Annotated in this window: 37 protein-coding genes and 1 pseudogene; 35 read left to right on the top strand and 3 right to left on the bottom strand. The window is 44.3% G+C overall.

Translation table 11 applies throughout. The features are described from left to right. From NWP17_RS02255 to NWP17_RS02245, 3 genes and pseudogenes are all read left to right on the top strand, one after another. Positions 1–1,047, top strand: a 1,047-nt coding sequence (locus tag NWP17_RS02255) for an RNA-guided endonuclease InsQ/TnpB family protein (RefSeq protein ID WP_280653291.1), incomplete at its 5' end; no start/stop codon positions are given. 9 nt (positions 1,048–1,056) lie between these two features. Further along, a pseudogene (locus NWP17_RS02250) lies at positions 1,057–1,353 on the top strand (hypothetical protein); the annotation flags it as partial. Between the two features lie 16 nt (positions 1,354–1,369). Then, entirely contained in the window at positions 1,370–2,083 is a 714-nt protein-coding gene (locus tag NWP17_RS02245; protein WP_280653290.1) for an AMIN domain-containing protein, read from the top strand. Here NWP17_RS02245 and NWP17_RS02240 read toward each other — a convergent pair. Together NWP17_RS02240 and ndhN are read right to left on the bottom strand one after the other, a co-directional pair. Continuing rightward, positions 2,080–2,619: a DUF3172 domain-containing protein gene (locus NWP17_RS02240; protein WP_280653289.1), complete on the bottom strand. Its 540-nt coding sequence runs from the start codon at positions 2,617–2,619 to the stop codon at positions 2,080–2,082. The two genes, NWP17_RS02245 and NWP17_RS02240, sit on opposite strands and share 4 nt — an antisense overlap. A gap of 123 nt (positions 2,620–2,742) precedes the next feature. After that, on the bottom strand, positions 2,743–3,231 hold the full coding sequence (gene ndhN, locus NWP17_RS02235; protein ID WP_280653288.1) for an NAD(P)H-quinone oxidoreductase subunit N: 489 nt from the start codon (positions 3,229–3,231) through the stop codon (positions 2,743–2,745). A gap of 877 nt (positions 3,232–4,108) precedes the next feature. Here ndhN and rplC point away from each other — a divergent pair. The 32 genes from rplC (at position 4,109) to NWP17_RS02075 (ending at position 22,804) form a co-directional block, all read left to right on the top strand. Next, a complete protein-coding gene (rplC, locus tag NWP17_RS02230) occupies positions 4,109–4,744 on the top strand; it encodes a 50S ribosomal protein L3 (RefSeq protein WP_280653287.1) in 636 nt (211 codons plus the stop codon). A 30-nt stretch (positions 4,745–4,774) separates the two neighbouring features. Then, positions 4,775–5,413: a 50S ribosomal protein L4 gene (gene rplD / locus NWP17_RS02225; protein WP_280653286.1), complete on the top strand. Its 639-nt coding sequence runs from the start codon at positions 4,775–4,777 to the stop codon at positions 5,411–5,413. Next, positions 5,406–5,720, top strand: coding sequence for a 50S ribosomal protein L23 (locus tag NWP17_RS02220; RefSeq protein WP_280653285.1), 315 nt, complete (start codon positions 5,406–5,408; stop codon positions 5,718–5,720). Before rplD ends, NWP17_RS02220 begins: the two co-directional genes overlap by 8 nt. Before the next feature lie 6 nt (positions 5,721–5,726). Continuing rightward, positions 5,727–6,590 carry a 50S ribosomal protein L2 gene (gene rplB / locus NWP17_RS02215; protein WP_280653284.1) on the top strand — a complete coding sequence of 288 codons (864 nt, stop codon included), beginning with the start codon at positions 5,727–5,729 and terminating at the stop codon, positions 6,588–6,590. A gap of 55 nt (positions 6,591–6,645) precedes the next feature. Next, positions 6,646–6,924, top strand: a complete 279-nt coding sequence (gene rpsS / locus NWP17_RS02210; RefSeq protein WP_280653283.1) for a 30S ribosomal protein S19 — start codon at positions 6,646–6,648, stop codon at positions 6,922–6,924. Between the two features lie 5 nt (positions 6,925–6,929). Further along, positions 6,930–7,289 (top strand): 50S ribosomal protein L22, encoded by a 360-nt coding sequence (gene rplV, locus NWP17_RS02205; protein WP_280653282.1) that lies wholly within the window; start codon positions 6,930–6,932, stop codon positions 7,287–7,289. Between the two features lie 48 nt (positions 7,290–7,337). Beyond that, complete coding sequence (gene rpsC, locus NWP17_RS02200) at positions 7,338–8,090, top strand: 30S ribosomal protein S3 (protein WP_280653281.1); 753 nt, start codon at positions 7,338–7,340, stop codon at positions 8,088–8,090. Positions 8,091–8,114: 24 nt separating this feature from the next. Next, positions 8,115–8,540, top strand: coding sequence for a 50S ribosomal protein L16 (gene rplP, locus NWP17_RS02195; protein WP_280653280.1), 426 nt, complete (start codon positions 8,115–8,117; stop codon positions 8,538–8,540). A gap of 3 nt (positions 8,541–8,543) precedes the next feature. Beyond that, on the top strand, positions 8,544–8,774 hold the full coding sequence (gene rpmC, locus NWP17_RS02190) for a 50S ribosomal protein L29 (protein ID WP_280653279.1): 231 nt from the start codon (positions 8,544–8,546) through the stop codon (positions 8,772–8,774). Positions 8,775–8,780: 6 nt separating this feature from the next. Next, on the top strand, positions 8,781–9,026 hold the full coding sequence (gene rpsQ / locus NWP17_RS02185; protein ID WP_280653278.1) for a 30S ribosomal protein S17: 246 nt from the start codon (positions 8,781–8,783) through the stop codon (positions 9,024–9,026). Between the two features lie 42 nt (positions 9,027–9,068). Next, on the top strand, positions 9,069–9,437 hold the full coding sequence (gene rplN / locus NWP17_RS02180) for a 50S ribosomal protein L14 (protein WP_280653277.1): 369 nt from the start codon (positions 9,069–9,071) through the stop codon (positions 9,435–9,437). Further along, positions 9,437–9,790 carry a 50S ribosomal protein L24 gene (rplX, locus tag NWP17_RS02175; RefSeq protein WP_280653276.1) on the top strand — a complete coding sequence of 118 codons (354 nt, stop codon included), beginning with the start codon at positions 9,437–9,439 and terminating at the stop codon, positions 9,788–9,790. Before rplN ends, rplX begins: the two co-directional genes overlap by 1 nt. A gap of 55 nt (positions 9,791–9,845) precedes the next feature. Next, positions 9,846–10,391, top strand: coding sequence for a 50S ribosomal protein L5 (gene rplE, locus NWP17_RS02170; protein WP_280653275.1), 546 nt, complete (start codon positions 9,846–9,848; stop codon positions 10,389–10,391). A gap of 23 nt (positions 10,392–10,414) precedes the next feature. Next, positions 10,415–10,816 carry a 30S ribosomal protein S8 gene (gene rpsH, locus NWP17_RS02165; protein WP_280653274.1) on the top strand — a complete coding sequence of 134 codons (402 nt, stop codon included), beginning with the start codon at positions 10,415–10,417 and terminating at the stop codon, positions 10,814–10,816. Positions 10,817–10,841: 25 nt separating this feature from the next. Then, entirely contained in the window at positions 10,842–11,390 is a 549-nt protein-coding gene (gene rplF / locus NWP17_RS02160; protein WP_280653273.1) for a 50S ribosomal protein L6, read from the top strand. 2 nt (positions 11,391–11,392) lie between these two features. Continuing rightward, on the top strand, positions 11,393–11,755 hold the full coding sequence (rplR, locus tag NWP17_RS02155; RefSeq protein WP_280653272.1) for a 50S ribosomal protein L18: 363 nt from the start codon (positions 11,393–11,395) through the stop codon (positions 11,753–11,755). Positions 11,756–11,785: 30 nt separating this feature from the next. Then, positions 11,786–12,310 (top strand): 30S ribosomal protein S5, encoded by a 525-nt coding sequence (gene rpsE, locus NWP17_RS02150; protein WP_280653271.1) that lies wholly within the window; start codon positions 11,786–11,788, stop codon positions 12,308–12,310. 31 nt (positions 12,311–12,341) lie between these two features. After that, positions 12,342–12,785, top strand: a complete 444-nt coding sequence (rplO, locus tag NWP17_RS02145) for a 50S ribosomal protein L15 (RefSeq protein WP_280653270.1) — start codon at positions 12,342–12,344, stop codon at positions 12,783–12,785. Between the two features lie 71 nt (positions 12,786–12,856). Continuing rightward, entirely contained in the window at positions 12,857–14,170 is a 1,314-nt protein-coding gene (secY, locus tag NWP17_RS02140) for a preprotein translocase subunit SecY (protein WP_280653269.1), read from the top strand. Between the two features lie 5 nt (positions 14,171–14,175). Then, positions 14,176–14,730: an adenylate kinase gene (locus NWP17_RS02135; protein ID WP_280653293.1), complete on the top strand. Its 555-nt coding sequence runs from the start codon at positions 14,176–14,178 to the stop codon at positions 14,728–14,730. A 200-nt stretch (positions 14,731–14,930) separates the two neighbouring features. Then, positions 14,931–15,155 (top strand): translation initiation factor IF-1, encoded by a 225-nt coding sequence (gene infA / locus NWP17_RS02130; protein ID WP_006276978.1) that lies wholly within the window; start codon positions 14,931–14,933, stop codon positions 15,153–15,155. Positions 15,156–15,271: 116 nt separating this feature from the next. Beyond that, positions 15,272–15,385, top strand: coding sequence for a 50S ribosomal protein L36 (gene rpmJ, locus NWP17_RS02125; RefSeq protein WP_280653268.1), 114 nt, complete (start codon positions 15,272–15,274; stop codon positions 15,383–15,385). Between the two features lie 113 nt (positions 15,386–15,498). Further along, positions 15,499–15,879, top strand: a complete 381-nt coding sequence (gene rpsM, locus NWP17_RS02120) for a 30S ribosomal protein S13 (RefSeq protein WP_280653267.1) — start codon at positions 15,499–15,501, stop codon at positions 15,877–15,879. A 75-nt stretch (positions 15,880–15,954) separates the two neighbouring features. Then, positions 15,955–16,350, top strand: a complete 396-nt coding sequence (gene rpsK / locus NWP17_RS02115) for a 30S ribosomal protein S11 (protein ID WP_280653266.1) — start codon at positions 15,955–15,957, stop codon at positions 16,348–16,350. Between the two features lie 262 nt (positions 16,351–16,612). Beyond that, a complete protein-coding gene (locus NWP17_RS02110; protein ID WP_280653265.1) occupies positions 16,613–17,560 on the top strand; it encodes a DNA-directed RNA polymerase subunit alpha in 948 nt (315 codons plus the stop codon). Positions 17,561–17,591: 31 nt separating this feature from the next. Beyond that, on the top strand, positions 17,592–17,942 hold the full coding sequence (rplQ, locus tag NWP17_RS02105) for a 50S ribosomal protein L17 (RefSeq protein WP_280653264.1): 351 nt from the start codon (positions 17,592–17,594) through the stop codon (positions 17,940–17,942). Between the two features lie 78 nt (positions 17,943–18,020). Then, on the top strand, positions 18,021–18,863 hold the full coding sequence (gene truA, locus NWP17_RS02100; RefSeq protein WP_280653263.1) for a tRNA pseudouridine(38-40) synthase TruA: 843 nt from the start codon (positions 18,021–18,023) through the stop codon (positions 18,861–18,863). Between the two features lie 26 nt (positions 18,864–18,889). Then, complete coding sequence (gene rplM, locus NWP17_RS02095; RefSeq protein ID WP_280653262.1) at positions 18,890–19,348, top strand: 50S ribosomal protein L13; 459 nt, start codon at positions 18,890–18,892, stop codon at positions 19,346–19,348. Beyond that, the gene (rpsI, locus tag NWP17_RS02090) at positions 19,348–19,764 is read left to right on the top strand and encodes a 30S ribosomal protein S9 (RefSeq protein WP_280653261.1); all 417 of its coding nucleotides are present in this window, start codon (positions 19,348–19,350) and stop codon (positions 19,762–19,764) included. Before rplM ends, rpsI begins: the two co-directional genes overlap by 1 nt. A 96-nt stretch (positions 19,765–19,860) precedes the next feature. Beyond that, the gene (rpmE, locus tag NWP17_RS02085) at positions 19,861–20,103 is read left to right on the top strand and encodes a 50S ribosomal protein L31 (protein WP_280653260.1); all 243 of its coding nucleotides are present in this window, start codon (positions 19,861–19,863) and stop codon (positions 20,101–20,103) included. 99 nt (positions 20,104–20,202) lie between these two features. Then, the gene (gene prfA, locus NWP17_RS02080; protein ID WP_280653259.1) at positions 20,203–21,300 is read left to right on the top strand and encodes a peptide chain release factor 1; all 1,098 of its coding nucleotides are present in this window, start codon (positions 20,203–20,205) and stop codon (positions 21,298–21,300) included. A gap of 85 nt (positions 21,301–21,385) precedes the next feature. Then, positions 21,386–22,804, top strand: a complete 1,419-nt coding sequence (locus NWP17_RS02075; RefSeq protein ID WP_280653258.1) for a sodium/glutamate symporter — start codon at positions 21,386–21,388, stop codon at positions 22,802–22,804. 19 nt (positions 22,805–22,823) lie between these two features. Here NWP17_RS02075 and NWP17_RS02070 read toward each other — a convergent pair whose 3' ends face one another. Next, on the bottom strand, positions 22,824–23,795 hold the full coding sequence (locus NWP17_RS02070; RefSeq protein WP_280653257.1) for a LysR family transcriptional regulator: 972 nt from the start codon (positions 23,793–23,795) through the stop codon (positions 22,824–22,826). Positions 23,796–23,810: the final 15 nt, after the last annotated feature.

The raw sequence follows: 23,810 nt of genomic DNA, 5'->3' as shown, positions 1-23,810 counted from the left end.
AACAAACTCTCAGCAATGCTAACCCAAGCTAAAAAGACCGAAGAAAGAAAATGGCTATCTGATGTTTCTTCAGTGCCATTACAACAGTCTCTTAGGTATTTAGATACTGCTTACAAAAACTTTTTCAATTCCCTTAAAGGCAAGAGAAAAGGTAAAAAGCTTGGGATACCTAGATTTAAAAAGAAAACCAACTCACAATCAGCAGAGTTTACTAAGCAGGGGTTTTCGATAAAAAATGGAGTAGTCTACCTAGCCAAAATTGGGGATATCAAACCCATTTGGTCAAGAGACCTACCATCTGAACCTAGCTCAGTTACAGTGATTAAGGATGGCGCTAACCGTTATTTTCTGAGCTTCGTTGTAGAAGTTGAACCCAATATTACTGTTGCCAAAAACCAAAGCATAGGTATTGATTTGGGACTAAAGACTTTTGCTGCAATGAGCAATGGAGAAAAAGTTTTAAGCCCTAGCTACTCAAAATATGACCGCAAGATTCGTAAGTGGCAGCGAAAATTAGCGCGTCAACAAAAAGATTCAAAAAGAAGAAACAAGACTGGCATAAAGATAGCTAAATTACACAACCGTATTTCTGATACCAGGAAAGATTTTTTACATAAGCTATCAACCAAAATAGTTAAGGATAACCAAGTAATTGTTTTGGAAGACTTGAAGGTGTCAGGAATGCTCAAAAATCCTAGACTATCTAGGGCGATTAGCCTGCAAGGGTGGCGGCAATTCAGAACTTTTTGTGAGGGTAAATCTGAGAAACTTAAAAGGGATTTCCGAGTAATTGACAGATGGGAACCTACTAGCCAGATTTGCTGTGGCTGTGGGTATCGTTGGGGCAAGATTGATTTGTCTATTCGCTCGGTGTTGTGTTTAAATTGCCACACTCTTGCAGACAGATATGAGAATGCTGCTCAGAATATAAAAATGGTCGGCATGGGGCATCGGCACGACCTAAAATGGACAGAGAGTGACTGTAAGACTGTTTCGACAGCGATTTACTGTGAACTGTCAAGAATCACCGACCTTCAAGGTCGGTGAGTATGTCAAGTAGCTATCTTTGGCTTAATTTGGGATGTGCTTTATGATTATCTGCAAAAATTTCGTTGGGATCGAGACTGGCCAGCTGCTTATCAACTAGGGGCTGGTATTTGGGAATTGGGGTTTATTTTCTGTGGGGTGAAACTTTTTCGCTTCCTACCAATCCCCATACCAAGTATTGAACTATCGTTAGGAGCTTTTTTACTACACTATGGCTGTGTCTGGCTAGCAGTTTTTATTGCTTCACAAAGTTTAATGCGAATTATCTTTCCCCGGTGGCGTTTCCGGGGTGGACAGTGGTTATAGAAGTTTTTTTCCCTATATGATTAAGCAATTTTGGCAATGTACCCAAGGGCTGTTAGGCTTGTATGCAGTAACTTTTCTGCAAACCGGCAGTAGTTTTGCTGCACCCGTAGCCAGATTAGATAACTGGCGCTTTTACCCAGAAGCTGTAGAACTAGAAATCAACCTCTCAGCTAGTACAACTCCCAAATATTTCTACCTAGCGGAACCGCCTCGTTTGGTTGTGGATTTACCAAATACTAAGTTAGGTTACGTTTCCACCATACAAAATTATTGGGGAGCAGTTAAGAGAATTCGTGTGTCCCAATTACATGAAAATGTCACTCGAATTGTTCTGGATTTAGCTTCCGCAAATTCTGTAGATCCTCGCCGAATACAGCTGCAACCCAATTCACCACAAAACCCCACGCGCTGGGTATTACGTCCTACCATTACTAATTATACTCCCTCTCCACCACCAGTAAATTTACAGTCCTTACCCAACCTATCCCCAAGTTTATATCCTGTAACTCCTAACCCAAGACAACCCTTTGTTACAGTACCTCCCCTACAGCCCCGCAACTCGTCTCAATTACCCCCTTCTACTCTTCCCCCCGCGAGTTTTCCTGCTAGAACAAATCCTAATCCTTCAGTTCCCATAATCCCTAACTATCAACCCAGTGTACCTAACATACAAGTGATTGAGTTTGGTCAACCCCTCCCAAACCCAATTACTAAATACCCTTTAAATTAAAACCTATCTGTTTCTTGCGGTTGTGTCACTGCTCCTGGTTGGGATGTGAAGAAGTTTTGCGCCGCCTGATTTTGATAAATACACCTAATATCAGGGTTTTCCCCATCTAAGTTACCTGTAAAACCGAAAGTATTTAAACGGTTTCTACATTCCCGCACCTGGTTAGATGTCACGAGCTTACGTTGTTCTAAAATTGCCCAGTTATTTTGGCGGAGAACGCACCCAGGACGCATACTCGGTTGAGCAACATAGACATTAAAGGGGTTGAGAGTGACAAACAGTCTCGCGTCCATCACCATTGCACTAGCACCAAACTGCACGCAAATTTCCGGGTTTGGGGCTTTAGTATCTATGAACTCGCGAGAAGCCACATTGGATGGACTTAAAGTAGTTGTTGAACTAAAAGCAATACCAATTCCAATACCTAACACCAGCACCCCTGCCAAAATAGCGATAGTAGAAATGTTGAACAGGGGAGATTGAAAAGCAGAAGGTTTAGGAGTGGTAGCTGGTCTAGTTGTAGATTTACGTCTCATGTTCGCTTTTGTCACCTCCAAGCCTGAGAAAATAGCGAGTTAACTAAACTGCTGTTGCTTTGACGGTATCCTGTGGGCGTTGGCACTTCCCCCCAGTGTGAGAAGTAGCCATTGCCATACTAATTACACAGCTTGATAGCTGGCAGAATATGTATCTTTGAGAGGTCGCCAACGGAAAGCCCGATCGCCTCCTCTCTCAACTACTACTTTGACTCGTGGTTCCCAGGTGGGCATAGTTGCTAAAAACTCAACTTCCTGATCAGAAAGAATATGCCCTTCAATCATCCACAATACCAATCCCTTTGATTTTGGTGGTAGCTTGTCTAGATTGTAGGTAACAAGAGGTGGAACATAGTATACATAACCAACTGCTGCACCACTACCACTGCTTTTTTTACCCAGGTGAGGGGGTCTAACTCCATGAACTCCTGTCAGATAAGCGGCCACGTCGCCTAGTCCCCTAGCAGTAATATGAAGATTAGCATAGCCAGCTGCACGCAGTCGGCGGCGATATCGACCTTCAAACCCCCCCTCCAGAGGTACGTAAACACCAAGGGAACCATATTTTTCCAGATCGCGGATAAAACCGTTGCCAGTGGTAATCAGTGCCATAATTTCTCTTTTGTCCTATCCCACTTAGATATCTCTATTATTCACCCTGAACTAAGATTAAGTTAAATTTTCCGTACAAGAAAGGCCACTTGATCACCCGCCAAAAAATATCTCAAATATTTCTGGACAAAATTAAATAGATGGTTTATCATATTAGATTGTGGCCTATATAATAAAAACAATAAAAACTAAGTTATCACTCCTCTGTAGTTTTGTAATGGTGTAGCATCCAAAGCCGATTATTGAAAAAAGCAAAAAGCGCAAATTTGGCGCAAAGTGATCAGAGACTGATAAACTAGAAAAGTTCCAAAGGTCAACTCAAGTTGATGGCTATGTCAAAGCCCCTCAACGACTCTAAACTAAATTCACTCCTTTAGGCTTGAGCAACTAAGCAAAATCTTAAACTATAAACCTTAAACTATAGTTTATGCTTAAGGTTAGGGTGATGTGTTGAGTGAAGTAAAAACTGAGTAGCCATGTTCCTTTGATAGCATAGCATCAGTTTTATTTCAAGGATACTGAGTGGAAAAACCGCTTAAGTCCCACTACAGCACGGCAGTGATGGATGATGGAAGAAGGCCAGAAGCAGCACTGCCTCCGGAAAGTGCCTAAGTAAATGCTTGGATAAAAGCATTACTGCACGAGAGCTAAACAGCTAAACAGCATTGCTCTGATTCCAAAGGTTGTTTTCCCGTGGGGGAAAAGCTTATGGGTGTTCTGGTGAGTGAGTGAAAGTGAAGGATTCACCAAACAGTGGGACACGTTTATGGTGTGATGTGCTTTTTTTTATGGTACATCCTCCACTGACACTTGACACTTGTAAAAGTGTAAGGTCTGATTCCAAAACCAGCAAGTATATATAAGGAGAGTTTTCCCTGTGTCTGTAGGTATACTCGGCACCAAGTTGGGCATGACCCAAATATTCAATGAAGCAGGAGTATCCATTCCTGTAACCGTAATTCAGGCAGGTCCCTGCACAATTACCCAAATCAAAACCAAAGAAACCGATGGTTATAGCGCCATCCAAGTTGGTTATAGCGAAGTAAAACCCAAAGCCCTCAATAAACCACTGCTAGGACACCTGGCAAAATCATCCGCTCCAGCTTTGCGTCACTTAAACGAATATCACATTGACAACCCCAGTGATTACGCATTAGGTCAGCAACTAAAAGCCGATCTATTCACCCAAGGTCAAGTAGTAGACGTAAGTGGAACCAGTATAGGTCGCGGTTTTGCAGGCAACCAAAAACGTAACAACTTCGGTCGCGGTCCCATGTCCCATGGTTCTAAAAACCATAGAGAACCCGGTTCTATCGGCGCAGGTACTACCCCTGGTCGTGTTTATCCCGGTAAAAGAATGGCAGGACGGTTAGGAGGCAAGCGTACAACCATTCGCAAACTAACCATAGAGCGAATATACCCAGAACGCAACCTGCTATTAATCAAAGGAGCTATACCCGGGAAACCAGGGTCTTTGGTGAATATTCTGCCTACCAAAAAAGTTGGTAAATAAACCTTAAGCCACAATACGAAAAACAGAAAAATGGTAGAAAGCGTAATTAAAAACTGGCAAGGAGAACAGATAGGTAATACCACCTTTGAATTACGAATTGCCAAAGAATCAACTGCCACTCACATCGTCCATCGCGCCCTGGTCAGACAAATGACCAACTCTCGCCAAGGAACTGCCAGCACTAAAACACGTTCTGAGGTCAGGGGAGGGGGTCGCAAACCCTGGCGGCAAAAAGGAACCGGTCGCGCCCGTGCAGGTTCTATCCGTTCTCCTTTATGGCGTGGTGGTGGTGTGATATTTGGACCCAAACCCCGAGAATTTAACCTGAAATTAAACCGCAAAGAACGCCGTTTAGCCCTACGCACAGCTTTTATGAGTCGTGCTGAGGACTTAATTGTGGTGGAAGAATTCAACAATGAATTATCCCGCCCCAAAACCAAAGAATTGGTTTCGGCTTTAACTCGTTGGGGAGCAAACCCAGAAAATAAAACCTTGTTAATATTGTCATCCCTAGACAAAACCGACAACATATATCTCTCAGCCCGCAACGTAGAAAACTTAAAAATAATTGCAGCAGACCAACTAAACGTTTACGACCTCCTACACGCCGACAAAATTGTAGTCACAGCATCAGCCCTAACTAAAATTCAGGAGGTTTACAATGCCTAAAATCGAACCCCGCAACCTTCCCGACCTGATACGTCGCCCCATTGTGACTGAAAAAGCCACCATCTTGATGGAGCAAAACAAATACACTTTTGAGGTGACTCCCAAAGCCAGCAAACCCGAAATTAAAGCGGCAATAGAAGACCTGTTTCAAATCAAAATAGTCAAAATTAACACCATGAACCCACCCCGGAAAAAACGCCGAGTTGGTAAATTCATAGGATACAAGCCCCAATACAAGCGAGCTATAGTCACTGTAGCCCCTGGGGACGAAGAAAAAGTTAGACAAGTTTTATTCCCAGAGGTGTAAAAAAACATGGGTACTCGTTCTTACCGCCCCTATACCCCCAGCACAAGGCAAGTTACTGTTTCTGACTTTGCGGAAATTACTAAATCAAAGCCAGAAAAATCTCTAACAGAATATGTACACCGCGCTAAGGGTCGCAATAACCAAGGCCGCATTACTAGCCGCCGCCGGGGTGGGGGACATAAACAGCTTTACCGCATTATTGATTTTAAAAGAGATAAGCGTAACATCGTTGGTGAAGTAATAGCCGTAGAATATGACCCCAACCGTAACGCCCGCATTGCTCTAGTTCAATACGAGGACGGAGAAAAGCGTTACATCCTTCACCCCAATAAGTTACCAGTGGGGGCAAAAATCACCGCCGGTCCTAATTCCCCTTTTGAAGATGGTAACGCCCTACCACTGTTCAACATTCCCACCGGGACTAATGTCCACAACGTGGAACTAACTCCCGGTAAAGGAGGGCAAATAGTCCGAGCAGCTGGAGCTTATGCCCAAGTTATGGCGAAGGAAGGAAATTACGTTACTCTCAAGCTACCTTCGGGAGAATTCCGCATGATTCGCCGGGAATGTTACGCCACCATCGGACAAGTCGGTAATACTGAAGCCAGAAACCTCAGCGCCGGAAAGGCGGGACGTAATCGCTGGAAGGGTCGCCGCCCGAAGGTTAGGGGTAGTGTTATGAATCCGGTGGATCACCCCCACGGTGGTGGAGAGGGGAGAGCGCCCATAGGTAGATCGGGTCCGGTCACACCTTGGGGTAAACCTACTCTGGGTGCTAAAACACGCAAACCCAAAAAAGCTAGCAGTAAGTTAATTGTCCGTCGTCGCCGCAAGTCCTCAAAACGGGGACGTGGTGGCCGTCAGTCTTAGCAATTTTTGAGCTTAAATTCTTTCTGTTCTTTAAACTAACCGCCAAAATCTAATCATGGGTCGTTCTCTCAAAAAAGGTCCTTTCGTTGCTGACCACTTGTTGAGCAAAATTGAAAAGCTCAACGCTAAAAACGAAAAACAAGTCATCAAAACCTGGTCACGAGCATCAACAATTCTCCCAGTAATGATTGGTCACACTATCGCTGTACATAACGGAAAACAACACGTCCCTGTATTTGTCAACGAACAAATGGTGGGACACAAACTAGGAGAATTCGCGCCTACCCGTACCTACAGGGGTCATGGCAAAACTGATAAAAAAGCAGGGAGATAGTTTGTATGGCTATAGATACCACGGAAGTAAAAGCGATCGCCCGTTATATTCGTATGTCCCCTTTGAAAGTGCGTCGTGTCTTAGACCAAATTAGGGGGCGTTCTTACCGAGAAGCACTAATCATACTGGAGTTCATGCCTTATCGAGCCTGCGAACCTGTATTAAAACTACTCAGAAGCGCAGCAGCTAACGCTGAACACAATGTTGGTTTAGACCGGACAAAACTAGTTATTACCCAAGCATACGCTAACCAAGGACCAGTACTGAAACGGTTTCAACCACGAGCGCAAGGACGGGCATACCAAATTCGTAAACCTACTTGTCACATTACTCTGGCTGTGGCAGTTGATGAGGCAAGAAAATAAACATTCAAAAAACATTCAAAAATTACTTAAACAAAAGAGGAAACTATCGTGGGACAAAAGATTCATCCCGTCGGTTTTCGCCTGGGGATTACTAGAGAACATCAATCCCAGTGGTTTGCACCGCCAGACCGCTATCCAGGAATATTACAAGAAGACCACAAACTGCGTAACTACTTACAAGAAAAGCTGGGCAGACAAGCCCCAAATAATGCTGGTATTTCCCAAATCAAAATAGAGCGCAAGGCTGACCAAATTGATTTGGAATTACGCACAGCTAGACCGGGGGTAGTAGTAGGACGCGGAGGACAAGGTATAGAAACTCTGCGAACAGGACTACAACAACTCCTGGGTAGTAACCGCCAAATCCGCATTAATGTGGTGGAAATTCAAAAGGTTGATGCAGATGCAGCTCTGATTGGGGAGTACATTGCCCAACAGTTGGAAAGACGTGTATCTTTTCGCAGAGTGGTACGTCAAGCTATACAACGCGCCCAACGGGCGGGAATTTTAGGGATAAAAATTCAAGTTAGTGGAAGACTCAATGGAGCGGAAATTGCTCGCACTGAGTGGACTCGTGAGGGAAGGGTTCCCCTACATACTCTCCGAGCAGATATAGACTACAACTACTGCACGGCTAAAACTATCTACGGCATTCTGGGTATTAAGGTGTGGGTATTTAAGGGGGAAATTATCCCTGGACAAGAACAAACTCCACCACCCCCCAGCCCACGCGATCGCGAACCACGTCGCCGCCAACAACGTCGCCGTCAGCAATTTGAAGACCGTTCTAACGAAGAATAGTCATTAACCAACTAATCACTAATCATGTTAAGTCCTAAAAGAACTAAGTTCCGCAAACAACAGCGCGGAAGAATGCAAGGTCTAGCCCACCGTGGTAGCACCATCAATTTTGGTGACTTTGCTCTGCAAGCCCAAGAACCATCTTGGATCACTTCCCGACAAATAGAAGCTTCCCGCCGGGCTATGACACGTTACATTCGTCGGGGTGGGCAAATCTGGATTCGCATTTTCCCGGACAAACCTATTACTATGCGTCCAGCAGAAACCCGTATGGGTTCTGGTAAGGGTTCCCCAGAGTTTTGGGTGGCTGTGGTGAAACCGGGAAGAATTATGTTTGAAATTGCCGGTGTTTCTGAAGAAGTGGCTCGGGAAGCTATGCGCTTGGCTGCTAACAAACTGCCCATAAAAACTAAGTTTATTGTCCGTTCGCAAATAAAGGAGCAAGAGTAGATTATGGCTCTTCCTAAAATTTCAGAAGCTAGGGATTTAAGTGATGAGCAACTAGCTGAGGAAATTGTGGCAGTGAAAAAACGACTGTTTCAACTGCGGTTACAAAAAGCCACAAGACAGTTAGAAAAACCCCATCAATTTCGCCACGCCCGCCACCGCCTGGCTCAGTTACTGACTGTGGAAGGTGAACGTAAACGGGCCGCAAATAAAGAAAATTCAGCACCAGATGTGTAGGGAACTATGGCTATAAAAGAACGTGTTGGCTTGGTAGTCAGCGACAAGATGGAAAAAACTGTGGTGGTGGCGGTGGAAAACCGCGCCCCTCATCCTAAGTACGGCAAAATCTTGGTAAAAACCCAGCGTTACAAAGTTCACGATGAGGAAAATAAATGTAAAGTTGGCGATCGCGTACGGATTCAAGAAACTAGACCTTTGAGTAAAACCAAGCGCTGGCAGGTTAAAGATATTTTGACTACCAAAGCTTGAACGTAATATTAACTAGATAAAACTCCAAAAAGGAGGTTAATTGTGATTCAACCCCAAACTTATTTAACTGTGGCCGATAATAGCGGAGCTAAGAAAATTATGTGCATCCGAATATTAGGAGGCGGCAACAGACGTTATGGCTTCATTGGTGACAGAATTATCGCCGTGGTTAAAGATGCTTTACCCAATATGGCAGTAAAAAAATCTGATGTGATTGAAGCTGTGATAGTCCGCACTCGCCATAATATCCGCCGGGATAGTGGTATGAGTATTCGCTTTGACGACAACGCAGCTGTGATCATCAACAAAGACGGCAACCCCAAAGGAACAAGAGTTTTTGGACCGATAGCCAGAGAACTACGGGATAAAAACTTTACTAAAATTGTTTCCCTAGCTCCAGAGGTACTGTAATGGCTAACAAAAAACCAAAACCCAAAATATTCCATAAAATGCACGTCAAAACCGGTGACACTGTACAAGTAATTGCCGGTAAAGATAAGGGTAAAGTGGGGGAAGTAATGCGGGCATTACCAGAATTTAGTCAAGTCATAGTTCAAGGTGTCAACATCAAAACCAAACACATTAAACCCCAACAAGAAGGAGAATCTGGGCGCATATCCACTCAGGAATTTCCTATTCACAGTTCTAACGTGATGCTGTATTCCACTAAACAAAATGTGGCTAGTCGTGTTTGCTACACCTTCACCCCGGAAGGTAAAAAAGTGAGAATGCTGAAGAAAACCGGGGAAATTCTGGATAAATAACTGATCAATTTGTAAAAACCCTGACCAAGACCAGGGAAAAGGAGCATAATTTTTTATGGCAACCACGAGACTAAAAACCTTATACCAAGAAACCATCGTCCCCAAACTGATGAATCAGTTTCAATACAGCAACATTCATCAAGTACCCAAATTAGTAAAAATCACAGTTAACAGGGGTTTAGGGGAAGCGGCTCAAAATGCTAAGGCTTTGGAGGCTTCTGTTAAGGAAATTACTTTAATTACAGGGCAAAAACCTGTAGTGACTAGGGCTAAGAAGGCGATCGCAGGCTTTAAAATTCGTCAAGGTATGCCCGTAGGCATCATGGTCACTCTGCGGGGAGAGCGGATGTACGCTTTTTTGGATAGATTAGTCAGCTTATCACTACCCAGAATCAGAGACTTTCGCGGTATTAGTCCCAAAAGTTTTGACGGACGCGGTAACTACACTCTAGGTGTGAGAGAACAGTTAATCTTCCCCGAAGTAGAGTATGACAGTATCGACCAAATTCGGGGGATGGACATTTCCATCATCACTACAGCGCCAAACGACGAAGAGGGGCGCGCCCTACTCAAAGAAATAGGAATGCCTTTTCGCGATTAACATATTGTTCTAAAGAGGAAAAAATGGCGGCTAACGACACTGTAGCAGATATGCTTACGCGCATCCGCAACGCTAACCTAGCAAGGCATCAAACAACACAAGTACCAGCCACAAAAATGACCCGTAGTATCGCCAAGGTGCTACAAGAAGAAGGTTTCGTTGCTGATGTTGTAGAAGCTGGAGAGGGAGTAAAACGAAATCTAGTAATTTCACTAAAGTATAAAGGTAAAAATCGTCAACCTTTAATAACTACTTTAAAGCGAATCAGCAGACCAGGTTTACGGGTTTACTCTAATAGAAAAGATTTACCTAGGGTATTAGGAGGCATCGGCATAGCCATTATATCCACATCCCAAGGCATCATGACGGACAGGGAAGCCCGTCGTCAGCAACTCGGTGGTGAAGTGCTTTGCTATGTTTGGTAGTGATTGAAAATAAAGGACAAAAATCATGTCTCGGATAGGAAAACAACCCATTACCATCCCCGCTAAAGTGGCAGTGACCATAGATGGTAGTAAAGTTCTAGTCAAAGGACCAAAAGGAGAACTATCCCGCACCTTATCTAATAATGTGATTGTTTCCCAACAAGGAGAAATATTACAAGTAACCCGTCGTGATGATACCCGTGTATCCAGACAAATGCACGGATTAAGCCGCACATTAGTAGCCAACATGGTGCAGGGTGTGTCCCAAGGTTTTCAACGGCGGTTAGAAATCCAAGGCGTAGGTTACCGGGCACAGGTTCAAGGTCGTAATTTGGTCTTAAACATTGGTTATAGCCATCAAGTGCAAATTGTCCCACCGGACGGGGTTCAGTTTGCCGTAGAGAATAACACCAATGTCATTGTCAGTGGTTATGACAAAGAAATAGTAGGTAATATGGCTGCCAAAATACGTGCAGTTCGTCCCCCTGAACCTTATAAAGGTAAGGGTATTCGTTATGCAGGAGAAGTGGTGCGACGCAAAGCTGGTAAAACTGGTAAGGGTGGTAAGAAGTAGTTATGAAACTAACTCGCAGAGAATCAAAACAACGTCGCCATCGGCGTGTTCGGGGCAAGGTAAGCGGCAGTGGGGAACGTCCCAGGTTAGCAGTATTTCGGTCCAACGAGCATATTTACGCTCAAGTAATTGATGATACTAAGCACCATACCTTAGTGGCAGCTTCTACCGTTGAACCTGACTTAAGGTCTAGTTTGGCTACGGGAGCTAGTTGTGAAGCCTCAGCACAGGTTGGCAAGTTAATCGCTGCTCGTTCTTTGGAAAAGGGTATTACTAAGGTGGTATTCGACCGCGGCGGCAATTTATACCATGGTCGCATCCAAGCCTTAGCCGACGCAGCCAGGGAAGCAGGTTTAGATTTTTAAGAAAAGCAGAGAAATGGAGTGTGATTAATCATGGCCACCAATCGTCGTAAAGCCAACCGCACAAAAAAAGAAGAAACCAACTGGCAAGAGCGAGTAATTCAAATCCGCCGGGTCAGCAAAGTAGTCAAAGGAGGTAAAAAACTCAGCTTCCGAGCCATCGTCGTCGTAGGTAACGAACGTGGACAAGTGGGAGTTGGTGTAGGTAAAGCCTCCGATGTAATTGGGGCAGTAAAAAAAGGGGTAGCAGATGGTAAAAAACATCTTATCGACATCCCCATGACTAAATCTAATTCCATCCCCCACCCCATCGACGGTGTAGGAGGCGGTGCCAAAGTGATTATGCGCCCTGCCGCCCCCGGTACTGGTGTAATTGCTGGTGGTGCAGTACGGACTGTCCTGGAGTTGGCGGGAGTCCGTAACATTTTAGCGAAGCAGTTGGGTTCTAATAATCCTCTGAACAACGCTAGGGCTGCGGTGAATGCTTTATCTACTCTGCGTACTTTTGCTGAGGTGGCAGAGGATAGGGGTGTCCCTGTGGAAAGATTGTATGTTTAAGTTTGTTTGATTGGTAGAGGTATGACACATCATGAGACTCAACGACGTTAAACCCCAAAAAGGTTCAAAAAAACGCCGCCGCCGTGTAGCCAGAGGTATCTCTGCCGGTCAAGGCGCTAGTGCTGGTTTAGGGATGAGAGGTCAAAAATCTCGTTCTGGTAGCAGTACCAGACCCGGTTTTGAAGGTGGTCAACAACCATTATATCGGCGCTTACCTAAGCTCAAGGGCTTTCCCATGGTAAACCGAAAAGTTTACACTACGATTAATGTAGATAAGCTGGCTTCCCTTCCTGCTAATACAGAAGTAAATTTAACTTTTCTTCAAGAGGCAGGGATCATTACCTCTGCTAAAGGTCCATTGAAAATTTTGGGCAATGGCGAATTAAATGTATCCCTGAAGGTACAAGCAGCAGCTTTTACAGGACAAGCTCGTAGCAAAATTGAGGCTGCTGGTGGTAGTTGCGAAGTTTTATAAGTGAGCCGGAAAAGCGCACTTTGCATTTCTTATCGCTGCCAGCGCCTGGTTCACTATAGAGGTAGCATTCTATGATCAGTAGAGAAAAAACCCCAACGGCTCAAGAAACTTTTATGCAGATGGCGCAAGCTGCCGGACTCAGAGGTAGGCTGCTTGTTACTATCGGTATTTTAATTTTGGTTCGCCTCGGCATATTTTTGCCAGTACCAGGTCTGGATAGAGAGAGGTTTGCCGCAGCTATATCCGGGAACAACGCGGTCTTTGGTTTATTGGATATTTTTTCTGGACGTGGACTTTCCACGTTGGGAATTTTTGCCCTGGGTATCCTACCCTTTATCAATGCTTCCATTATTATCCAATTACTGACGGCGGCAATTCCATCTTTAGAAAATTTACAGAAAAATGAAGGCGAAGCGGGTCGCCGGAAAATTTCCCAAATCACACGCTACGTAACTGTAGGTTGGGCTGCGCTTCAAAGTGTGGCTTTTTCGGCGTTCTTCTTACAGCAGTTCGCTGTAAATCCAGGTTTGGCCTTTGTAGCTGAAACAGCGATCGCTCTCACTGCTGGTTCCATGTTTGTTATGTGGGCATCAGAACTAATTACAGAGCGCGGCATCGGAAATGGCGCTTCCTTGTTGATTTTTGTCAACATCGTAGCTTCTTTACCTAAAGCTTTAGGGGACACCATTGATTTAGTCCAAGTTGGCGGTAGAGAAATAGTTGGTCGGGTCATAGTTTTAGTGTTAGTTTTCTTGGCGACAATTGTTGGGATTGTTTTTGTTCAAGAAGGCATCCGTCGCATCCCGATTATTTCCGCTCGCCGCCAAGTGGGTCGCCGAGTATTGGCAGAGCAACGCAGCTATTTACCCCTGCGGCTTAATTCTGGCGGTGTAATGCCGATTATCTTTGCTACCGCAATTTTAAGCCTGCCACTATTGATTGCTAATTTTACTGGTAGTACAGAAGTAGCCAACATTGTCAACACCTATCTTAGTCCTGGTGGTTCTGGCGCTTGGGTTTACGCTCTGGTTTATTTAACATCAATTGTTTTCTTCAGTTACTTCTACTCCTCATTGATTGTTAACCCGGTGGATGTGGCACAAAACTTGAAGAAAATGGGATCTAGTGTTCCGGGGATTCGTCCAGGAAAAGCTACCAGTGAGTATCTGGAGCGTGTGATTAATCGCTTAACTTTTTTGGGTGCGATATTTTTGGGATTTGTTGCTATTATCCCCACCGCTGTTGAAAGTGCTTTAGGAGTACCAACCTTTAGGGGATTGGGTGCTACTTCTTTGCTCATTTTAGTGGGTGTGGCAATCGACACAGCGAAGCAAGTGCAAACTTATGTGATATCTCAGCGTTATGAAGGAATGGTGAAACAATAGTGACAGTGACGCGATTAATTTTCTTGGGACCACCTGGATCTGGTAAAGGAACTCAGGCTCAAATTTTGGCTGAAAAATTGAATATTCCCCATATTTCTACGGGGGAAATATTAAGACAAGCTATGAAAGAGCAAACTCCTTTGGGAATTAAAGCTCAAAGTTATGTAAATAGCGGCGATTTAGTCCCTGACCAGTTAGTACAGGAATTGGTAAAGGAGCGGATTGGTCAAACTGATGCTCAATCTGGTTGGATTCTGGATGGTTTCCCGCGCAAGGTCACACAAGCAGTTTTTCTGGAAAAGTTGCTGGTCGAAATTAATCAAGGTGACGAAAGGGTAATTAACCTGGATGCTCCAGATGATGTGGTAGTGGCGCGTTTATTAGATAGAGGACGAAAAGACGACACCGAAGAGGTAATTCGTCATCGTTTAGATGTTTACCGGGCTCAAACCGCACCATTGATTCACTACTACCGCGATCGCCAAAAACTGGTAACAGTCAACGGCGATCAGCCCCAAGAACAAGTCACCAAACAATTACAAACAATCATTACTTCATAGACCCAGGGGAGTAAAATTCTCACTTACTCCCCAACTCTTGACGCAGCTGAGGCCGTCCCTATCCCCGGGTCGAAGATGTAGACCAATTTTAGCTAAGATATATTAAGAAACTGTTGATATATTTTTCAAAATATGTTCTTTTGCAGATAAAATGCTGCAACTGAATAAAGAGGAGATTGTTGAATTGAGGAAAAAACAAATTGTCTAAGCAAGATTTAATTGAAATGGAAGGTACAGTGACTGAATCCCTCCCCAATGCCATGTTTCGCGTTGATTTGGACAATGGATTCAATGTCTTGGCACACATTTCTGGTAAGATTCGCCGTAATTACATCAAGATTCTACCAGGCGATCGCGTCAAGGTCGAGTTAACTCCCTATGATCTGACCAAAGGTAGAATCACCTATAGACTGCGGAAAAAATAGTTATATCTTGGAAATCTTACCATAAAATCATCTTTTTGGGTGATACCCAGTTAGTTAACTGAATTAATTTCCCTAAAAATGCTATAATTTACTATTTGGAGTCAATTTAAAAAGGCATGAAAGTTAGAGCCTCTGTCAAGAAAATCTGTGATAAATGTAACGTCATCCGTCGTCGTGGGCGGGTGATGGTGATTTGCGAGAATCCCAAACACAAACAACGCCAAGGCTAACACTCTGACAAATCAAAGAGTGAAATCACAGATAAAGCACGAACAAAAAATCCAAAAGCAATCAATCAGGCTTTTGTCAAAGTAATTGCAATAACCATAGGGAGAAATTAGTTGTGGCACGTATTTCCGGAGTAGACCTTCCACGCGATAAGCGCGTTGAAATTGGTCTCACTTACATCTACGGAATTGGACTCACAAGGTCAAGGGAAATTTTAGCCGTTACAGGCGTAAACCCAGATATCCGTGTTAAAGACTTAAGTGATGCTGATGTAGCCGCGCTACGGGCAGAAATCGAAAGTAACTATCAAGTTGAAGGTGACTTGCGGCGCTTAGAAGCCATGAGTATCAAGCGCTTGATTGATATTGGTTGTTACCGGGGTCGCCGTCACCGCATGGGCTTACCAGTCAGAGGTCAGAGAACTCGCACTAATGCTAGAACCCGTCGGGGTAGAAGGCAAACAGTGGCTGGGAAGAAAAAAGCTCCAGGCAAATAAACTTTCAACCCTGGCTAGTGTGCGCCTAGGTTCCGCCAGGGAAGGCAAACTTTACCTAAGATTAACTAGAAAAATATGGCAAGACAACCAACTAAAAAAGGCGGGAGCAAAAAGCAGAAACGCAATGTACCCAACGGCATGGCCTACATCCAGTCTACTTTCAACAATAGCATTGTCACCATTACTGATCAAAGGGGCGATGTGATCTCTTGGGCTAGTGCTGGTTCTAGCGGTTTTAAAGGAGCAAAAAAGGGAACCCCCTTTGCAGCGCAAACCGCAGCTGAAAGTGCCGCACGTCGCGCCATAGACCAAGGAATGCGCCAAGTTGAAGTTATGGTCAGCGGACCGGGAGCAGGTCGAGAAACCGCCATTCGAGCAATCCAAGGAGCAGGACTGGAAATTACCCTAATTCGGGATATCACCCCCATTCCTCACAACGGTTGCCGTCCACCCAAGCGCCGGCGAGTTTAAATGCCACCTAATTATTGGGCATTGGCTCCACACACTAATACTGATGGCTTGAGCAAGTAGAAGCAAGTCAGCTCTTCCCGTAGGGAGGGCTGCTTAAGTTCAAATCATCACCAATGATTTTCCCTCAAGAGGGTGATCAAACAATTTCAACTGCTTTTTGATGGCAGTTAAATATACCTAGCAAAAACTAGGAAACCAAAAGTAAATTCGGGAGGCAATTGATTTGCCTGCTAGCAGCACCTTAAAGAAGGGAGGCTAATCCGTGGCGCAGTTTCAAATTGAATGTGTAGAATCTAATACAGAGGAAAGCCGGAGCCATTACAGTAAATTTGTGCTGGAACCTCTAGAGCGTGGCCAAGGAACAACCGTGGGCAACGCGCTGCGGCGGGTTTTACTGTCGAATCTAGAGGGGACAGCAGTTACAGCAGTTAGAATTGCAGGTGTAACTCACGAGTTTGCTACAGTCCCAGGGGTACGGGAAGATGTGCTGGAAATCCTCATGAGAATGAAGGAAGTAATCCTGAGAAGCTATTCTGCTCAACCCCAAATTGGTAGATTACTTGTTAACGGACCGGCAACAGTCACCGTGGCACATTTTGATTTGCCTAGTGAAGTAGAAGTGATAGACCAAACTCAGTATGTAGCTACCATCGCCGAAGGTGGCAAGCTGGAAATGGAATTTCGCATTGAAAGAGGCAAGGGATATCGCACAGTAGAGAGAGGACGAGAGGAAGCCACTTCTTTGGACTTTCTGCAAATAGACTCAGTATTTATGCCAGTGCGGAAAGTTAACTACAGTGTGGAAGAAGCCCGTGGGGACGGATCAATTACCAAAGACAGACTGCTATTAGAAGTTTGGACAAATGGCAGTATTTCTCCCCAAGAAGCATTGTCATCGGCAGCTGCTATTCTAGTAGATCTATTCAATCCGTTGAAAGATATTTCACTGCAGCCAAGAGAAAAAGGATCTGAGGTCACAGACGACCCCACAGCCCAAATTCCCATTGAAGAATTACAACTTTCTGTGCGGGCTTATAACTGTCTCAAACGGGCACAAGTTAACTCCGTGGCCGACCTATTGGATTTCAGCCAAGAAGACTTGTTAGAAATTAAAAACTTTGGCCAAAAATCAGCCGAAGAAGTGGTAGAAGCTTTACAGCGCCGTTTAGGTATTACCCTACCCCACGAACGAGGCTCTAAACAAACATAAACTAAAACTTTTACTCATTTACAAGTGCATTATGCGTCACCGTTGTCGAGTCAAAAAACTCAGTAAACCAGCTGACCAGCGTCGCGCCCTGTTGCGATCGCTAACTACAGAACTTATCCGTCATGGCCGCATCACCACAACTTTAATCCGAGCTAAAGTTGTCCGCAGCGAAGTAGATAAAATGATTACCCTAGCTAAAAACGGCTCTCTAGCAGCACGTCGGGAAGCACTGGGCTATATCTACGACAAGCAACTAGTTCACGCTTTATTTGAGCAAGCACCAAATCGCTATGGTAATCGCAACGGCGGTTATACCCGCATCTTCCATACCGTCCCCCGGAGGGGAGATCATGCGAAAATGGCAATCATAGAACTAGTTTAGCTTAAACAATTAGTCATGGGTTATTGGTCATGAGTCATTAGTTAATGACAAAGACAGTGACCTACAGACAAAACACCTATGTTACAAAGCCACCAGCCTACGCCAAGCCATCGAGTGGCCTTAGTAATTCAATACTTAGGCACTCACTTCCACGGCTGGCAAAGACAAAAGCACCAACGTACAGTTCAAGAAGAAATAGAAACAGCCATCGCCGCAGTTCTGGGCTATCATGTGACTCTGCATGGAGCCGGGCGTACCGACTCCGGAGTTCATGCAGCCGCTCAAGTAGCCCATTTTGAAGCCACAGGATTTATACCACCCCACAAGTGGGCATCAATTCTCAACAGTTATCTGCCGGAAGATATACTAATCAGGGCTTCAGCTACTGTAGATGATCGTTGGCACGCCAGGTTTACTGCAACCTATCGGCGGTATCGCTACACTATATATACTGAAAAGCGACCGAACTTGTTCGTTAGCCCTTTTAGTTGGCATTATTATTATGCACCCCTGGATGAATGCTTAATCCAAGCTGCCCTAGAACCCCTGATGGGAAAGCATCATTTGGCTGCATTTCACCGTGCAGGTTCCAAGCGATCGCATTCTTGGGTAGAGGTGCAAGCAGCAGAATGTCATCGTAGTGGAGCATTTCTTCATATTGAAATTCAGGCCAATGCATTTTTGTATGGCATGGTACGGCTGTTAGTCGGGATGCTGGCACAAGTAGGCTGCGGTAAGCTAACACTTGCTAGCTTTAACGAACTCTGGAAACAAGAACGCCGGGAAAAAGTAAAACACGCAGCTCCTCCCCAGGGTTTGTGTTTGTTGAGGGTTGGCTACCCTGACTTTCCCTTTCCTCCAGAAATTTGGTATGAAACCTTGCCCCATTTCGTCTTTCCTACAAATTTTCCGTCACATTAACACCACCTTTGTAAACCAAAACCCCTATGACAACAAAAACATACCTTCCTCCTCAAGCATCTCTTGAGCGTGAGTGGTACGTAGTAGATGCCACAGATCAACGTGTCGGCCGCCTGGCTTCGGAAATCGCTATGATCCTCAGAGGCAAAAGAAAAGCCGAATATACACCCCACCTGGATACAGGTGACTTTGTAATTGTCATCAATGCGGAAAAAGTAACAGTGACAGGTAAAAAGCGTACTCAAAAGCTTTACCGTCGTCATTCAGGCCGCCCCGGGGGAATGAAAACAGAAACTTTTGCTAAACTGCAACAGCGCTTACCAGAACGGATATTAGAACACGCTGTTAAGGGTATGTTGCCCAAAAATAGTTTAGGTAGGCAGTTGTTCACCAAACTAAAAGTTTACGCAGGGCCAACTCATCCCCATACAGCGCAAAAACCCAAAGAACTGAAAATTAATACAATTCCTGGAGTAGAAAATTAATGGTACTAGCAGATACTAATAGCGGTCGTGCTGTGTACTGGGGTACTGGTCGTCGTAAGTCCGCAGTAGCACAGGTAAGATTAGTTCCCGGTGAGGGTAAATTAATTGTCAATGGTAAGCCTGGAGATTTGTACTTTCAATTCAACGCCAATTACCTGGGATTAATTAGAAACCCCTTAGAAACTCTAGGACTGGAAAACGAGTACGACATTTTAGTTAAAGCAGAGGGTGGTGGCTTGACAGGACAGGCTGACTCTATTCGTTTAGGAGTAGCTCGCGCTCTGTGTCAACTAGACCCGGATAACCGCCCACCTTTGAAAATCGAGGGCTACCTGACTCGCGACCCCCGGGCTAAAGAACGGAAAAAATATGGTTTGCATAAAGCTCGGAAGGCACCTCAATACTCCAAACGTTAGTCAATTTTGGATTTTGGATTTTGGATTTTGGATTTTGGATTTTGGACTGCATTCTCATCTAGAAGTTATAATTGATATAGGTTATCGACAAAAAACATGGCTAAACCCGATATTCACCCCCAGTGGTATCCAGAGGCTAAAGTTTACTGTAACGGTCAACTTGTTATGACTGTCGGCTCTACTAAGCCTGAATTACACGTAGACGTTTGGTCAGGAAACCACCCATTTTATACTGGTACTCAGAAGCTGGTTGACACCGAGGGTCGAGTTGAACGCTTCTTGCGTAAATATGGTATGGGCAATACTCAAGCCACTGACGGGAAAAAAGAACAAAAGTAGCCGTTTGGCTCTGCTGTTAACGACGACCCTGCAACTGCTGGGTCGCTTGTCATTTTTTGCCGAGCCAACTTGTTATTTGAAGGAGCGACCGCATTCGTTATGGCTGAAACATACCTGCTAGAAAAACTCAAGTCTGTTGAACAAACCTTTAATGAATTGACCCGTCGTCTGGCTGACCCTGATACCGCTAAAAATCCTGATGAGTATCAAAAAGTCGCTAAGTCTCGTTCTTCTTTAGAAGAAGTAGTTATTACTTACGAAACTTGGAAAACTGCTACCCAAGAGTTAGCAGGAGCGCGTCAGGTACTCAAAGAAGCCAACGGTGATCCAGAGTGGCAAGAAATGGCAGCTTTGGAAGTGTCTGAATTAGAGGAAAAATTAGAATATTTAGAAAATCGCTTGAAAGTGTTGCTCTTACCCCGCGACCCCAACGACGATAAAAACATCATGTTGGAAATTCGCGCCGGTACCGGCGGCGATGAAGCGAGTATTTGGGCTGGGGATCTACTGCGGATGTACTCCCGCTATGCTGAAGTTCAGAACTGGAAGGTAAAACTGGTGAGCGAGTCACCAGGTGAAATGGGCGGCTTTAAGGAAGTGATCCTGGAAATTCAGGGGAATAGCGTTTATAGCAAACTCAAGTTTGAGGCGGGAGTGCATCGCGTACAACGTGTACCAGCAACTGAAGCCGGGGGACGAGTTCATACTTCCACAGCCACAGTGGCAATTATGCCAGAAGTTGATGATGTGGAAGTCTACATTGATCCCAAGGATATTGAACTGACTACAGCTCGTTCCGGGGGCGCTGGTGGACAAAACGTTAACAAAGTGGAAACAGCAGCCGACCTTTACCATAAACCCACTGGTATCCGCATTTTCTGTACAGAAGAACGAAGTCAGTTGCAAAACAAAGAACGGGCAATGCAAATCCTCCGGGCAAAACTCTATGAAATTAAGTTAAGCGAACAACAAGAAGCTGTAACTTCCATGCGGCGATCGCAAGTAGGGACAGGATCGCGATCGGAAAAAATCCGTACTTATAACTATAAAGACAACCGCGTTACTGACCACCGCTTGGGACAGAATTATTCTCTTAATCCGGTTTTAGAAGGAGATTTAGAGACATTAATTCAATCTTGTATCTCCCAAGACCAGCAAGAACGTTTAGCGGAGTTAGCAAGTTCTGGCTCTAACTAATTTTTACCACCACATATTGCCAAAATGTCAACATTAAGGGAGAATCAAAAGATACAAATTTTTTCATTGTGCTAACCCTAGAAATATGTTCAAACTCATAGATGTATTCTGGGCTTATGTGATCATCGCCATATTAATCTTGGTGGGGCGGTTGATTAGACAACGGCTGGGGATATTGCGATCGCTCTACATACCTAGCTCAATTGTTGCTGGTATTATCGCTTTACTCCTAAGTAAAAGTGCTTTGGGTGCGGTTGTGGAAGGTATAAATCCAGAATCTCCCCTTGTAAAAGGCATATTTTCCGCCAATATTCAGGCTGTTTGGTCACAATCTCCGGGGATTTTCATTAATGTTGTTTTTGCTACTTTATTTCTAGGTCAATATGTTCCTAGTTTTGGTGAATTTTGGCGTAAAGCTTCGGCTCAAGCTGCTTTCGGTCAAACGCTGGCATGGGGTCAATATGTGGTAGGAATATTATTGAGCGTTTTCATATTAACACCCGTTTTTGGTTTACCACCCATTGCGGCTTGTTTAATTGAAGTGGCCTTTGAAGGGGGACATGGTACAGCAGCGGGGATGGCTGCAACTTTTAAAGAATTAGGTTTTGCTGCTGGTGCTGATTTATCTCTGGCTTTGGCAACGGTGGGGTTAGTTTCAGGAGTAGTTGCTGGTACATTTTTAATACATTGGGGACGTAAAACCGGCAGGGTGCAAGTGGGTATGGAACTCTCAATGAGCGAAAATCCACAGGATAGCTTACCAGATGAAGAAGCCAGTGTGACAATTGCCAGAAACAATTTACTCCGAGACTTACTAATTGATCCCTTATCACTCAATTTTGGTTTTGTGGGATTAGCGATCGCTGTTGGCTGGTTAATTTTAGAAGGGTTGCGCTGGATTGAGTCGATCACCTGGGGCAGAGGTGGGTTACAATTAATGCCCTACGTGCCACTATTCCCCATTGCCCTGATTGGGGGAATTATTGTACAATATTTGCTGGTTCGTACCAGACGCACCTACTTAATTAGCCGCGCTTTAATGGAGCGAATTGGGGGACTAGCATTAGATATTACAATTGTCACAGCATTAGCCAGCATTTCCCTATCTGTACTGGGAGATAATTTAATTCCCTTTTTGTTGTTATCCATTGCTGGTATTGCTTGGAACATCTGTGCTTTTGTCTTTTTAGGTCCCCGGCTACTACCGGTTTATTGGTTTGAACGTGGCATTGGCGATATGGGACAATCTATGGGTGTCACTTCCACAGGATTACTACTATTGCGAATGGTAGACCCAGATAATCAATCTGGTGGTTTTGAAAGTTTTGCTTATAAACAATTGCTGTTTGAACCTATTGTAGGTGGTGGCTTGTTCACTGCTGCCGCACCGCCCTTAATTGCTAAATTTGGTTCCCTTCCAGTTTTGCTATTAACAGCATCTATATTGGTATTTTGGCTGATATTTGGTTTTTATAACTGTAAACAACTGAGCAAACATAGCTGAGAGAATGAAGCCAAGTAACTCACTCAGATGAAATACCTGGCATTTCATCTATATCGTGAATATTTTCAAATTGAGTAACAGTAGAAAATCCATGTTTCTCAGCAAATTTTCGGGCTTCATCTAGCAGATACTCATAATAAGTACGAGCCACAATAGATAACTGTTTATCTGATACATACACCATATACCAACTGCGCTGAATAGGAAAGTGTTGTACATCCAAAATAGTGAACTCAGAAGAATTCGGCATTAAGGCATGGCGAGATAAAACAGAAATTCCTAGACCCCCGGCAATGGCTTCTTTAATGGCCTCATTGCTGCCCAGTTCCAATTTAACCTTTACCTTTATACCGTGTTGATCAAAAAGTTTTTGCACAGCGCGGCGAGTGCCTGAACCGGGTTCCCGCATAATAAAAGGTTGATTTGTCAATCTTTCTATGGGGATATTTTTCTCTTTGGCTAAAGGATGGTTAACAGGTGCAAATACTACTAAGGGGTTATCTAAAAAAGGCTGATATTTGACATCTATATTTTCTGGGATTTGACTCATAATATACAAGTCATCCATATTATTCATCATCCGTTCTAAGATGCCTTCATGGTTTGTTACTTGTAAGGAAATTTCAATTCCCGGATAAAGTTGACAAAATCGCCCCAATAAACGAGGGACAAAATACTTTGCTGTTGTAATCGCTGCCAGCCGTAATTGCCCCTGTTTTAAACCTTTTAAATCTGCCACAGTAATCTCAAACTGGGCGATGATGTTAAAAATTTGCCGACAAGTGGCAAATAATTCTTTTCCTGCTTCTGTTAGAAACAGACGTTTTCCCACCTGCTCAAATAATGGCAACCCTACAGTTTGTGTGAGTTGTTTAATTTGCATAGAGACAGTGGGTTGAGTCAGAAATAATTCCTCAGCAGCACGAGTAAAGCTATTGTGCCGTGCCGCGGCCTCAAACACCTTCAATTGGTGTAGCGTCGCCTGCTTCAAGGTTAACTCTCCTAT

This window comes from Chrysosporum bergii ANA360D (assembly GCF_029891735.1).
Lineage (GTDB): Bacteria > Cyanobacteriota > Cyanobacteriia > Cyanobacteriales > Nostocaceae > Umezakia > Umezakia bergii.
The sequence above is the reverse complement of the archived record's forward strand: the minus strand, read 5'-3'. Positions and strand labels throughout refer to the sequence as shown.

Bases quoted from the DNA above. Each gene is read 5' to 3' on its own strand.
- rplX (WP_280653276.1), top strand. From the start codon at position 9,437: ATGGCTAACAAAAAACCAAAACCCAAAATATTCCATAAAATGCACGTC.
- rplB (WP_280653284.1), top strand. From the start codon at position 5,727: ATGGGTACTCGTTCTTACCGCCCCTATACCCCCAGCACAAGGCAAGTT.
- NWP17_RS02240 (WP_280653289.1), bottom strand. From the start codon at position 2,619: ATGAGACGTAAATCTACAACTAGACCAGCTACCACTCCTAAACCTTCT.
- rpsE (WP_280653271.1), top strand. From the start codon at position 11,786: ATGGCCACCAATCGTCGTAAAGCCAACCGCACAAAAAAAGAAGAAACC.
- rpsS (WP_280653283.1), top strand. From the start codon at position 6,646: ATGGGTCGTTCTCTCAAAAAAGGTCCTTTCGTTGCTGACCACTTGTTG.
- NWP17_RS02220 (WP_280653285.1), top strand. From the start codon at position 5,406: ATGCCTAAAATCGAACCCCGCAACCTTCCCGACCTGATACGTCGCCCC.
- rpsI (WP_280653261.1), top strand. From the start codon at position 19,348: ATGGTACTAGCAGATACTAATAGCGGTCGTGCTGTGTACTGGGGTACT.
- rplO (WP_280653270.1), top strand. From the start codon at position 12,342: ATGAGACTCAACGACGTTAAACCCCAAAAAGGTTCAAAAAAACGCCGC.
- rpsH (WP_280653274.1), top strand. From the start codon at position 10,415: ATGGCGGCTAACGACACTGTAGCAGATATGCTTACGCGCATCCGCAAC.
- NWP17_RS02075 (WP_280653258.1), top strand. From the start codon at position 21,386: ATGTTCAAACTCATAGATGTATTCTGGGCTTATGTGATCATCGCCATA.
- rplQ (WP_280653264.1), top strand. From the start codon at position 17,592: ATGCGTCACCGTTGTCGAGTCAAAAAACTCAGTAAACCAGCTGACCAG.
- rplD (WP_280653286.1), top strand. From the start codon at position 4,775: ATGGTAGAAAGCGTAATTAAAAACTGGCAAGGAGAACAGATAGGTAAT.
- NWP17_RS02245 (WP_280653290.1), top strand. From the start codon at position 1,370: ATGATTAAGCAATTTTGGCAATGTACCCAAGGGCTGTTAGGCTTGTAT.
- rplM (WP_280653262.1), top strand. From the start codon at position 18,890: ATGACAACAAAAACATACCTTCCTCCTCAAGCATCTCTTGAGCGTGAG.
- secY (WP_280653269.1), top strand. From the start codon at position 12,857: ATGATCAGTAGAGAAAAAACCCCAACGGCTCAAGAAACTTTTATGCAG.
- rplE (WP_280653275.1), top strand. From the start codon at position 9,846: ATGGCAACCACGAGACTAAAAACCTTATACCAAGAAACCATCGTCCCC.
- rplV (WP_280653282.1), top strand. From the start codon at position 6,930: ATGGCTATAGATACCACGGAAGTAAAAGCGATCGCCCGTTATATTCGT.
- truA (WP_280653263.1), top strand. From the start codon at position 18,021: ATGTTACAAAGCCACCAGCCTACGCCAAGCCATCGAGTGGCCTTAGTA.
- rpmJ (WP_280653268.1), top strand. From the start codon at position 15,272: ATGAAAGTTAGAGCCTCTGTCAAGAAAATCTGTGATAAATGTAACGTC.
- rpmC (WP_280653279.1), top strand. From the start codon at position 8,544: ATGGCTCTTCCTAAAATTTCAGAAGCTAGGGATTTAAGTGATGAGCAA.
- rplP (WP_280653280.1), top strand. From the start codon at position 8,115: ATGTTAAGTCCTAAAAGAACTAAGTTCCGCAAACAACAGCGCGGAAGA.
- rplR (WP_280653272.1), top strand. From the start codon at position 11,393: ATGAAACTAACTCGCAGAGAATCAAAACAACGTCGCCATCGGCGTGTT.
- rpsQ (WP_280653278.1), top strand. From the start codon at position 8,781: ATGGCTATAAAAGAACGTGTTGGCTTGGTAGTCAGCGACAAGATGGAA.
- prfA (WP_280653259.1), top strand. From the start codon at position 20,203: ATGGCTGAAACATACCTGCTAGAAAAACTCAAGTCTGTTGAACAAACC.
- rpmE (WP_280653260.1), top strand. From the start codon at position 19,861: ATGGCTAAACCCGATATTCACCCCCAGTGGTATCCAGAGGCTAAAGTT.
- ndhN (WP_280653288.1), bottom strand. From the start codon at position 3,231: ATGGCACTGATTACCACTGGCAACGGTTTTATCCGCGATCTGGAAAAA.
- rpsK (WP_280653266.1), top strand. From the start codon at position 15,955: ATGGCAAGACAACCAACTAAAAAAGGCGGGAGCAAAAAGCAGAAACGC.
- rplF (WP_280653273.1), top strand. From the start codon at position 10,842: ATGTCTCGGATAGGAAAACAACCCATTACCATCCCCGCTAAAGTGGCA.